The organism is Caballeronia jiangsuensis (assembly GCF_046030135.1).
In the GTDB taxonomy this organism is placed as follows: Bacteria; Pseudomonadota; Gammaproteobacteria; order Burkholderiales; family Burkholderiaceae; genus Caballeronia; species Caballeronia jiangsuensis.
Genome location: NZ_JAQQDB010000016.1, coordinates 51,585 through 63,373, shown reverse-complemented (window position 1 = coordinate 63,373; position 11,789 = coordinate 51,585). Strand labels below are relative to the sequence as shown.

Below are 11,789 nucleotides of genomic sequence, written 5' to 3'. Positions count from 1 at the left end.
GGGACAGGCCTTTCAACACCGTAGTCCGTTGTCGTTGCGCCCTCGAATCCGGCTCGCGACTCACGTACGCGACTCGCTTTAGAATGGCTTTTTCCTCAAGCAGGAGTCTCGCCATGCTGGACTTCGCACGCCACGCCCGCACGCCGACGCTCGATATCGCCTACGCCGATTCCGGTCCCGCCGATGGTCGCATCGTTCTCCTGATCCACGGTTGGCCCGATGCGGCGCGCGCATGGAACGCGGTCGCCCTGCGGCTCAACGAAGCCGGCTATCGCACCATCGTCCCGGAGTTGCGCGGCGCGGGCGGCACGCGCTTCTTGCGCGATGACACCGTGCGCGACGGCTCGGGCGTCGCGCTTGCGAACGATGCCGTCGATCTCGCCGATGCGCTCGGCATCGCGCAATTCGATGTCGTCGGTCACGACTGGGGCGCGCGCGCCGCGTACACGATCGCCGCGCTGTTTCCGGATCGCGTGCGCCGCATGGCCGCGCTCGCGCTCGCCTATCAGCCGCGTGGCGTCTTCGAATTGCCGGATTTCTCGCAGGCGCGGCGCTTCTGGTACCAATGGTTCATGTCGCTCGATGGCGGCCCGGATGCCGTCGCCGCCGATCCCAAAGGCTTCGCGCGCATCCAGTGGGAAACGTGGTCGCCGCCCGGCTGGTTCGACGAAATCGAATTCACCGCGACCGCACGCGCCTTCGAGAATCCCGACTGGGTGCCGATCACACTGAACGCATACCGACGTCGCTGGCGCGGCGACCAGCCATCCGATCCCGCGCTCGCCGAACTGTATGCGCGGCTCGCGACGATCGAACGCATCGACGTGCCCGCGTTGATGATCCAGGGCGGCGCGGATTCCTGCGACGAACCGGCGAGCTCGGAAGGGCAGGACAAGTATTTTCCGGCGGGATACCGGCGCGTGGTCATCGATGGCGCGGGGCATTTTCCGCTGCGCGAGGCGCCGGACGCCGTCGCGGATGCCGTCATCGCGCATCTGAAGTGAAGCGCCGATCAGGCGAGCGTCTTGCGCACGGAAGCGGACACCCGTGACACGTTTGGCGACGAACACTGTATGCGTGTACAGTACTGTTCGCTATGGCGGCCACGCACTTCCGAACACTCGTGCAACCTCGCCCAAGGCTTTCAGAGAGCCGCCTAACCTATTGAACCGGTTGAAAAATTGGCATCGAACAACGCAATCCGCATTCGCGGCGCACGTCAGCACAACCTCAAGAATCTCGATCTCGACCTGCACACCGGCCAGATGACGGTCGTGACCGGGCCATCCGGTTCGGGCAAGTCGAGCCTCGTGTTCGATACGCTCTACGCGGAAGGTCAGCGCCGCTACGTCGAGACTTTCAGCGCGTATGCGCGCCAGTTTCTCGACCGGATGGACCGCCCGCAGGTCGATCGCGTGGACGGCGTGCCGCCCGCCATCGCCATCGACCAGACGAATCCGGTGCGCAGCTCGCGTTCGACAGTCGGCACGATGACCGAGCTGAACGATCACCTGAAGCTGTTCTACGCGCGCGCCGCCGAACTCTTCGACAGGAAGACGTCGCAGCGCGTGCGCCACGACACGCCCGAAACGATCTACGCGGAGCTGCTCGAACGCACGCGCGCCGACGATCCGCGTCTCGCGATCACGTTTCCTGTCGAACTGCCCGATACCGCGAGCGACGAGGAAGTCGCGCAATGGCTATCCGCGAGCGGCTATACGCGCGTGCAGGCCAAGCGCCGCATCCAGACGGAATCCGGCGCGCGGCAGATGCTCGATGTCGTCGCGGATCGCTTTCGCCTGCAGAACACGGAGCGCTCGCGTGCGCTGGAAGCGATCGAAAGCGCGTTGCTGCGCGGCACCGGCCGCGTCGACGTCTACGTGCTGAAGGAGGACGCGGAGCCGGAAATCTGGCGCTTCTCCACCGGTCTGCACAGCCCGGAAAGCGATCTGCGCTACGCGGACCCGCAGCCGGCGCTGTTCTCGTTCAATTCGGCCTACGGCGCGTGCGAAACGTGCCGCGGGTTCGGCCGCGTGATCGGCGTCGATTACGGGCTCGTGATTCCGGACGACAAGAAGACGCTGCGCGAAGGCGCGGTCAAGACGTTGCAGACGCCCGCGTGGAAAGAGAACCAGGACGATCTCGTGAAGTACGGCGCGAAGGCGGGCATCCGGCTCGGCGTGCCCTGGAAGGATCTCACGCAAGAAGAGCGCGACTGGGTCATCAAGGGCTCGCCCGACTGGACCGGCAAGTGGCAGAACCAGTGGTACGGCGTGCAGCGCTTCTTCGACTATCTGGAGTCGAAGGCGTACAAGATGCACATCCGCGTGCTGCTGTCGAAATATCGCAGCTATACGACGTGCCCGGTTTGCGCCGGCGCGCGTTTGAAAACCGAGTCGCTGCTGTGGCGTCTCGGCACGAAGGAGCAGGCCGACGCGGTGTTGCCGCCGTCGAATCGCTTCATGCCGGCAGGCGTCGACTGGACACGCGCGCAACTCGAAGCGCTGCCGGGTCTCACGGTCCACGATCTGATGCTGATGCCGATCGAGCGCATCCGCCGCTTCTTCGATTCGCTGACGCTGCCTTCGACCCTGCTCGACGAAGCGCTCAAGCTGCTGCACGCGGAAGTGCGCACGCGTCTGAAATATCTCTGCGATGTCGGCCTCGGTTATCTGACGCTCGATCGCCAGAGCCGCACGTTGTCCGGCGGCGAAGTGCAGCGCATCAACCTGACGACCGCGCTCGGCACGTCGCTCGTGAACACGCTCTTTGTGCTCGACGAGCCGAGCATCGGCCTGCATCCGCGCGATCTGAACCGCATCGTCGAGGCGATGCACCGGCTGCGCGACGCGGGCAATACGCTCGTCGTCGTGGAGCACGATCCCTCGGTGATGCTCGCGGCGGATCGCCTCATCGACATGGGACCGGGGCCGGGCGAGCGCGGCGGGCAGATCGTCTACGACGGCGCGCCCGACGACATTCAAGGCACCGACACCCTGACCGGCGCGTATCTCGGCGGCCGCAAACATGTCGCGCATGCGTCGAACTGGAACCGGCGCGTCGTGGATGCGAACACGCCGCGTCTCACGCTCGAAGGCGCGAGCGATCACAACCTGCAGGACGTGACGGTCGATATTCCGCTGCAACGTCTCGTCTGCGTGACGGGCGTTTCCGGCTCGGGCAAATCGACATTGATTCAGGACGTGCTCGCGCCCGCGCTGATGCGCCATTTCGGCAAGGCGACGGAAACGCCCGGCGCGTTTCGCGCATTGAAGGGCGCGGAGCATCTGAGCGATGTCGTGTTCGTCGACCAGTCGCCGATCGGGCGCACGGCGCGCTCGAATCCGGCGAGCTATGTCGGCGCGTTCGATGAGATCCGCAAGCTCTACGCGAAGGCGCCGCTCGCGTTGCAGCGCGGTTATAGCGCGAGCATGTTCAGCTTCAACTCGGGCGACGGACGCTGCCCGACATGCGGCGGCTCGGGCTTCGAGCATGTGGAAATGCAGTTCCTGAGCGACGTTTATCTGCGCTGCCCGGATTGCGACGGAAGGCGTTATCGCGCTGAAGTTCTCGAAGTGAAGATCGAGCGCGGCGATCGTCAATTGAGCGTCGCCGATGTGCTCGAACTGACGGTCAGCGAAGCCGTCGCGCTCTTCGCAAACGACAAGGAAGTGCTGCGCGTGCTGCAGCCGATTGTCGATGTGGGCCTCGAATACGTGAAGCTCGGCCAGCCCGTGCCGACGCTTTCAGGCGGCGAGGCGCAGCGTCTGAAGCTCGCGGGTTTCCTGGCCGAAACATCGCAAGCCAAAACCAGCGAAAGCCGCCTTTTCATGTTCGACGAGCCGACCACCGGCCTGCATTTCGACGACATCGCCAAGCTGATGCAGGCGCTGCGCCGACTGCTCGAACGCGGGCATTCGCTGATCGTCATCGAGCATAATCTCGATGTGATTCGCGCGGCCGACTGGATCATCGATCTCGGTCCCGAAGGCGGCGATGGCGGCGGACAGGTCGTGTGCGTCGGCACGCCCGATGACGTGGCCGCTTGCGAGCAGTCGCATACGGGCCGCGCATTGATCGAATACGAGGAAGCGATGGCGCCCGGCGCGGCGGAAAAACGCGCGGGCGTGCCGCTGCAACTCGCGGCGGAAGTCGCGAGCGCGCGGCGCGCATTGCAGGGCGAGGATGTCGTGCGCATCGTCAACGCGCGCGAGCACAATCTGAAGTCGCTCGATGTCGATATCCCGCACAACAAGTTCAACGTCGTGACGGGCGTGTCCGGTTCCGGCAAATCGACGCTCGCGTTCGATATCCTCTTTCACGAAGGCCAGCGGCGTTACCTCGAATCGCTGAATGCGTATGCGCGTTCCATCGTGCAGCCCGCGGGACGTCCCGAAGTCGATGCCGTCTACGGCATTCCGCCGACCGTCGCGATCGAGCAGCGTCTGTCGCGCGGCGGGCGCAAGTCCACGGTTGCGACGACATCGGAAGTCTGGCACTTCCTGCGTTTGCTGTACGTGAAGCTCGGCATCCAGCATTGCATCCACGACGGCACGCCGGTGCAGTCGCAAAGCTCGGAATCGATCGCCGCGCAGATCATGCGCGATTTCAAGGGGCAGCATGTCGGGCTGCTCGCGCCGCTCGTCGTGAATCGCAAGGGCGTGTACACCGATCTCGCGAAATGGGCGAAGGCGCGCGGCAACACGCATCTGCGCGTGGATGGCGAGTTCCTGCCGGTGAGTCCGTGGCCGAAGCTCGATCGATTCCGCGAACATACGATCGAATTGCCGGTCGCGGATCTGGTCGTATCGGCGGACAACGAAGCCGATCTGCGCCGCCTGCTCGACGAAACGCTGGAGATCGGCAAGGGCGTGATGCATCTGTGCGCGCCGCTCGACGATCTGCATGGTTCGTGGCAGGACGGCGCGCGTCGCGGCAAGGAAGAAACCCGCGTGTTCTCGACGAAGCGCGCGTGTCCCGTCTGCGGCACGAGCTATCCCGAGCTCGATCCGCGCATGTTCTCGTACAACAGCAAGCACGGCTGGTGCAATACATGCGTCGGCACGGGCGTGAAGCTCACGCGCGAACAGCGCGCCGCATTCGATGACACCTTGTTCGCGCAGGACGATCGCGGGCGCGAGCAGAGCATCGGCTCGGTGGATCAGGAACCGGACGATATCGTCGATCAGCCGTGCCCGGACTGCGAAGGCACGCGTCTGAACGAGGTCGCGCGCGCCGTGACCTTCGGCGATTATCCGATCACGGAAGTCGGCCGCTGGACCGTGAGCGATACACGCGAGTGGATCGCTGCGCTCAAGCTGAAAGGCCGCGATGCGGATATCGCGCGCGACGTGGTTAGCGAAATCGAAGGCCGACTCCAGTTTCTCGAAGAAGTCGGGCTCGGCTATCTGAGCCTCGATCGCGCCGCGCCGACTCTTTCCGGCGGCGAAGCGCAACGCATCCGTCTCGCCGCGCAACTCGGCAGCAATCTGCAAGGCGTGTGCTATGTGCTCGATGAACCGACCATCGGTCTGCATCCGCGCGACAACCTCATCCTGCTCTCGGCGCTGAAGAAGCTGAACGACAAGGGCAATACGCTCGTCGTCGTCGAGCATGACGAGGACACGATTCGTCGCGCGGATCACATCATCGATATCGGGCCGGGCGCGGGCAAGCGCGGCGGCACGGTGGTCGCGCAAGGCACCGTGACGGATCTCGCGGCGCACAAGGCGTCGCTGACGGGCCAGTTCCTCGCGAACCCGATCGTGCATCCGTTGCAGCCGCGCCGCGAAGTGCGTGCCGGGACCGCGAAACGTCCGGCGACGCCCGAACAATGGCTCACGGTCGAAGGCGCGACGCTGCACAATCTGCGCAACGTGACGGCGAGCATGCCGCTGAATCGCCTCGTCGCGATCACGGGCGTGTCGGGCTCGGGCAAGTCGACGCTCGCGCGCGACGTGCTGATGACCAACCTGCTCGATGCCGTCGGCCGCTCGGTGCTGTCGTCGCCCGCGGTGCGGCGTGCGCGCAAGGCGGCGCAGTCCGATGCACCCGCCACGCGATCGCGCGCCAGCGTGCTCGCGCGCGAGGCGCCGCGTCCGAAGTTCGACGTCGCGCACGCGTGGCAGGGCTGCCGTGGCGTGACCGGCTTCGAGGCGATCGATCGCGTGCTCGAAGTCGATCAGACGCCGATCGGCAAGACGCCGCGCTCGTGTCCAGCGACCTACATCGGCATGTGGGACACCATCCGCAAGCTGTTCGCCGATACGCTCGAAGCCCGCGCGCGCGGCTATACGCCGTCGCGCTTCTCGTTCAACACGGGCGAAGGGCGTTGCCCGGCGTGCGAAGGCCAGGGCGTGCGCACCATCGCGATGAGCTTCCTGCCCGACGTGAAGGTGCCGTGCGACGTCTGTCACGGCCAGCGCTTCAATCCGGAGACGCTCGCGGTGACGTGGCGCGGCAAGAACATCGGCGAAGTGCTGACGATGGAGATCGACGAAGCCGTCGAATTCTTTGCGTCGATGCAGAGCATCGCGCATCCGTTGCAATTGCTGCGCGATGTCGGCCTCGGTTATCTGACGCTCGGCCAGCCTTCGCCGACGCTGTCGGGCGGCGAGGCGCAACGCATCAAGCTCGTCACCGAGTTGTCGAAAGTGCGCGACGACATCACACGGCGCGGCCAGAAGCCGCCGCATACGCTTTACGTGCTGGATGAACCGACCGTCGGGCTTCACATGGCGGACGTCGCGAAGCTGATCCGCGTGCTGCATCGGCTGGTGGATGGCGGGCATAGCGTGATCGTCATCGAACACGATCTCGATGTGATCGCCGAAGCCGACTGGGTGCTCGATCTCGGGCCGGAGGGCGGCGTGAACGGCGGCACGATCGTCGCGGCGGCGGACCCGGACACGCTCGCGACGCATCCGCGCAGCCACACGGGCGCGGCGCTGCGGCCGGTTCTGGGACGTACACGCGAGGCCGAAAATGCTGCGTGATCTCGATACGCTGATCGCGTCGATGCAACCCGAGCTGCAGCCGGGCGTGTACGTGTTCGCCTCGTTGCCGCACGATGCGGTGACGAGCGGCGCGGGCATCGTCGCGACGTTTCGCGAGCGCGAAGGATTGACGGTCGTGATGGAGGAGCGCGCGGCGCAGGCGGCGGGCATCGCGCCGCTGTTTCGCGCGGCGTGGATCACGCTGACCGTGCATTCGGATCTGAACGCGGTCGGTCTGACGGCGGCGTTCGCGCGTGCGCTCGGCGAGGCGAACATCAGTTGCAATGTGATCGCGGCGGCGTACCACGACCACATCTTCGTTCCCGTCGATGATGGCGAGCGGGCCGTCGATGTCCTGCGGGATTTGCAGCGCACTGCTGGTAAGCTTTCGGCCTCACCAAAACCATGAAATCGACATAGATGGAAACGCAGGACAAAGCCGTCGCGCTCAAAAGAATGAAATGGTTCGCCGCCGCGTTGCTCGTCGCGGCGGGTTGCCTGTTCGCGCTCGCGAAAAGCCAGCACGATGCGGGCGTATGGGCATGGGTATCGTCGTTCGCGGAAGCCGCGATGGTCGGCGCGCTCGCGGACTGGTTCGCGGTCGTTGCGTTGTTTCGCCATCCGCTCGGCGTGCCGATTCCGCACACGGCGATTCTGCCGGCGAACAAGGCGCGCGTCGCGGACAACCTGGCCGTATTCGTGCGGGACCGTTTTCTCGGCACCGATGCGCTCGTCGCGCGCGTGAACGCGTTCGATCCGGCGAGCCGTCTTTCAACGTGGCTCGCGGAGCCGAAGAATTCGGAGCTGCTCGGCAGGAAGGCGGTGACGGCGGTCGGCCAGTTGCTGTCTTTCGTCGACGATGAACGCGTCAAGACGATGCTCTACGACACGCTGCGCCGTCGCGCGGATTCATTCGATCTCGCGAGCGCGGCGGGCAGCGTGCTATCGACGCTGACGTCCGACCGCCGGCATCAACTGTTGCTCGATGAAGGTCTGAAGCAGATGGCCGCGTGGCTCGACAAGCCCGAGGTGCAGGAGATGCTGGCGACGCGCATCGTCGCAGTGGCGGGCGAGGAGTATCCGAAGCTCATCGGCATGCTGGGTTTCGTCGGACTGAACGCCGAGGACCTCGGCAACAAGTTCGCGGCGGGTCTGGTGCGCGGCGCGAATCAATGGCTTCACGACGTGAGCAGCGATCCGGAGCACGAGCGCCGCAAGGCTTTCGATGCGGCCGTGGAGCGATTCGTCGGGCGGCTGAAGACGGATCCGTCGTTCAAGGCGCGCATCGACGAGCACAAGCGTGAATGGCTCGAGCGGCCTGAGCTGCGCGGTTATGTGAACGGGCTGTGGGACGAGTTCATCGCGTGGCTCGATGCGGATATCAAGCGGCCGAATTCGGCGCTGCACGCGAAGGTCGTGGCGATGGCGGGCGGTTTCGCCGAAGCGCTCGGCAGTGATCCGGCGTTGCGCGATTCGATCAACGAACATATGCGCGATGCGTTGAAGGCGCTGGCGCCGGAGTTGCGGGATGGGATCGCGAAGCATATTGCCGCGACGGTCAAGCAGTGGGATGACGCGACTCTTGTGAGGGATGTCGAGCTTAATATCGGGCGGGATTTGCAGTTTATTCGGGTGAATGGGACGCTGGTGGGGGGAGCGGTGGGGATTTTGATTCACGCCGTGATGGTTTGGGTGGGGTGAGGGGGTTGTCTTTTGTGTCGCTGGATCCCGTATTCGCGGTGGTCTATTAGCACTGCCCCTGTGCGGGGCGGCAGTCACTTTCTTTGCTGCTGCAAAGAAAGTAACCAAAGAAAGCAGCTCGTTTAAGCCCGCGGTCACACGCAGTTTGGCCATGCTTGCCAGCCCGCGGTGGCACTCGCCTAAGTGTCGCCCTCGAAGGCCCAATCGGGCTTGGCTCGCGCACGGTCTGCCGCATCGCATCGCTTGCGTTATTGGTTCAGCACCAAAATGGCTCCGGCCCGCTTCGCGGCCGACGGGTCAATCGGGTCCGCGCGTGCGTTCGTCCTCTTTCGATGGTTTCCCTCGCATACCCCACGGCAGCGCGTAGCGCTGTGCCGGATGTATGATTGCTGAACCCAAAAATTTAAAGAACTAGTTCGGCAGATCGTGCGCGAGCCAAGCCCGATTGGGCCTTTGTGGGCGACACTTAGGCGAGTGCCACTGGCGGCTGGCAAGCATGGCCAAACTGCGTGTGACCGCGGGCGGTGAGAAGCTGCTTTCTTTGGTTACTTTCTTTGCAGCAGCAAAGAAAGTAACCCCCGCCCCGGGGAGGGGCAGTGCCAATAGACCACCACGAAACCAGGATTCCACGACCAAGCGCAAAGAGGACAAACAAGCAACCCCCCACCGCCGAGCGAAAGCGCAAAAAAACCAATGCCCAACGCCAACACCGACCTGATCGAACGCTTCTACACAGCGTTCCAGAACCGCGATGCCGAAGCGATGTCCGCCTGCTACGCCCCCGACATCCAGTTCCAGGACCCCGCCTTCGGCGTGCTGCGGGGCAGAGAAGCCGGCGACATGTGGCGCATGCTCCTCGGCCGCGCCGCCGACTTCACGCTCACCTACGACAACATCGCATCGACCGGCCAGACGGCGAGCGCGAAAGCCATCGCGCGCTACACGTATTCGGCGACGGGCCACAGCGTCGTCAACGAAATCGACTCGCGCTTCGCGATCCGCGACGGCTTCATCGTCGAACAAACCGATGTCTTCGATCTCTGGCGCTGGAGCCGTCAGGCGCTCGGCGTAAGCGGCTGGCTATTCGGCTGGACGCCGCAGATGCAGCGCGCGATCCAGGGGAAGGCGCGCAAGGCGCTCAGGGACTATCGTCAAAAGGCAGCGACGTCATGACCCGGATCGACCGCCCCGACGCAAGCAATCTCGAAGACGAATGGCTCGAAGCCGATGCCAACGGCGGCTTTGCATCCGGCACCGTCGGCACGATGCGCACGCGGCGCTATCACGCGCTGCTGCTCGCCGCGACGCAGCCGCCCGCGGGCCGCGTCGTGCTCGTCAACGGCATCGAAGCATGGCTCGAACTGGACGGCAAACGCTTCCCGCTGACGATGCAACGCTACGCGCCCGATGTGCTCTATCCCGACGCATCCGCGAGCCTGTCGTCCTTCGATACCGAACCCTGGCCGACATGGCGATACGCGATCGGCAACGACACGATCATCGTCGCGGAAGTGTTCGTCGCGAAGGAAAGCCGCGAAACCGTGCTGCGCTGGCGTCTCGAAGGTGCATCGATAGCGGCGAAACTCGAAGTGCGTCCGCTTCTCTCCGGCCGCGATTATCACGCGCTGCATCACGAGAACCCGGCGCTGTCATTCGACGCCACGCTCGAAGGCGAGCGCGTGCAATGGCAACCGTATGGCGATCTGCCCGCGATCTGCGCAACGTCGAACGGCGCCTACGAGCACGCGCCCGACTGGTATCGCAATTTCTGCTATGCGCGCGAGCGAGAGCGCGGACTCGATTTCACCGAAGACCTCGCCACGCCCGGCGTGTTCACCTTCTCCTTCGATTTCACGCGCAGCGAAGCCGTGATGATCCTGCACGCACACATGGGCCACGACAAGCCGTTCGAAGACAGCGCACTCGCGCATGCGTCGCGTCTGGCATCGCGCGAAATGGCGCGCCGTGCGGCGCTCGGCTCGCGGCTCGCACGCTCGGCCGATGCGTATGTCGTGAATCGCAACGTCGGGCGCACGATCATCGCGGGCTTTCCATGGTTCACCGACTGGGGCCGCGACACCTTCATCTCGATGCGCGGCCTCCTGCTCGCATCCGGCCGGCATCAGGAAGCGGAATCGATCCTGCTCGAATGGGCCGACACGATCTCCGAAGGCATGGTGCCGAACCGCTTCCCGGACAGCGGCGGTTTGCCGGAGTACAACTCGGTCGATGCATCGCTGTGGTTCGTCGTCGCCGTGCACGACTTTCTGGCGACCGGCTACGCCCACGCCGCCACGACGAGCCGCCTGCAAAGCGCCGCCGATGCGATCCTTCAGGGCTATTCGTCCGGCACGCGCTTCAACATCGCCGCCGATACCGACGGCCTGCTGCGCGCGGGCACGCCCGGCGTGCAACTCACGTGGATGGACGCGAAGGCGGGCGACTGGGTCGTGACGCCGCGCATCGGCAAGCCGGTCGAGGTGCAGGCGCTGTGGATCAACGCGCTCTCGATCGCCAGCGCGTGGAATCCGCACTGGCAGGCGCTGCGAGATCAGGCGCTGCTGTCGTTCACCGCGCGTTTCGTCGATCCCGATTCGCATACGCTCTTCGATGTCGTCGACGCCGATCACGAGCCCGGCAAGGTCGATCGCTCGATTCGCCCGAATCAGATTTTCGCGGTCGGCGGGCTGCCGTTTGCGCTTGTCGATGGCGATATCGCCCGCGCGGTCGTCGCGCAAGTCGAGACGGAGCTTCTCACGCCGCTCGGCCTGCGCACGCTCGCGCCGTCCGATCCGGCCTACAAGGCGCTCTATGCGGGCGGTGTGCTGGAGCGCGACGGCGCGTATCACCAGGGTACGGTGTGGCCGTGGCTGATCGGTCCGTTCGTGGAAGCGTGGGTGCGCGTGCACGGCGCGGCGGGCGCGCGCGAGCGCTTTTTCGCGCCGCTTTACGCGCATCTGGACCATTACGGCCTCGATCACATCAGCGAAGTCGCCGATGGCGACGCGCCTCACGCGCCCGGCGGCACGCCGTTCCAGGCGTGGTCGCTCGCGGAACTCCTGCGTATCGAAAAACTGCTCGGCGCACCATAGG

General features: G+C 64.9%; 6 protein-coding genes. All 6 read left to right on the top strand.

Annotated features, from left to right (window positions below):
- Nucleotides 1-113: 113 nt before the first annotated feature.
- The 6 genes from PQR08_RS18515 to PQR08_RS18490 all read left to right on the top strand — a co-directional run bounded on the left by PQR08_RS18515 (nt 114) and on the right by PQR08_RS18490 (nt 11,788).
- Nucleotides 114-1,004: an alpha/beta fold hydrolase gene (locus PQR08_RS18515; protein WP_250484927.1), complete on the top strand. Its 891-nt coding sequence runs from the start codon at nt 114-116 to the stop codon at nt 1,002-1,004.
- Between the two features lie 177 nt (nt 1,005-1,181).
- Complete coding sequence (uvrA, locus tag PQR08_RS18510; protein WP_250484926.1) at nt 1,182-6,995, top strand: excinuclease ABC subunit UvrA; 5,814 nt, start codon at nt 1,182-1,184, stop codon at nt 6,993-6,995.
- Nucleotides 6,985-7,404, top strand: a complete 420-nt coding sequence (locus PQR08_RS18505) for an ACT domain-containing protein (protein ID WP_250484925.1) — start codon at nt 6,985-6,987, stop codon at nt 7,402-7,404. The genes uvrA and PQR08_RS18505 overlap by 11 nt, the downstream gene beginning before the upstream one ends.
- An 11-nt stretch (nt 7,405-7,415) precedes the next feature.
- A complete protein-coding gene (locus PQR08_RS18500; protein WP_250484924.1) occupies nt 7,416-8,696 on the top strand; it encodes a DUF445 domain-containing protein in 1,281 nt (426 codons plus the stop codon).
- A gap of 693 nt (nt 8,697-9,389) precedes the next feature.
- Nucleotides 9,390-9,869, top strand: a complete 480-nt coding sequence (locus PQR08_RS18495; protein ID WP_250484923.1) for a nuclear transport factor 2 family protein — start codon at nt 9,390-9,392, stop codon at nt 9,867-9,869.
- Entirely contained in the window at nt 9,866-11,788 is a 1,923-nt protein-coding gene (locus tag PQR08_RS18490) for an amylo-alpha-1,6-glucosidase (protein WP_408162073.1), read from the top strand. Before PQR08_RS18495 ends, PQR08_RS18490 begins: the two co-directional genes overlap by 4 nt.
- Nucleotide 11,789: the final 1 nt, after the last annotated feature.

Coding starts and splice junctions, on each gene's coding strand:
- PQR08_RS18515 (WP_250484927.1), top strand. CDS start 114: ATGCTGGACTTCGCACGCCACGCCCGCACGCCGACGCTCGATATCGCC.
- PQR08_RS18505 (WP_250484925.1), top strand. CDS start 6,985: ATGCTGCGTGATCTCGATACGCTGATCGCGTCGATGCAACCCGAGCTG.
- PQR08_RS18500 (WP_250484924.1), top strand. CDS start 7,416: ATGGAAACGCAGGACAAAGCCGTCGCGCTCAAAAGAATGAAATGGTTC.
- PQR08_RS18495 (WP_250484923.1), top strand. CDS start 9,390: ATGCCCAACGCCAACACCGACCTGATCGAACGCTTCTACACAGCGTTC.
- PQR08_RS18490 (WP_408162073.1), top strand. CDS start 9,866: ATGACCCGGATCGACCGCCCCGACGCAAGCAATCTCGAAGACGAATGG.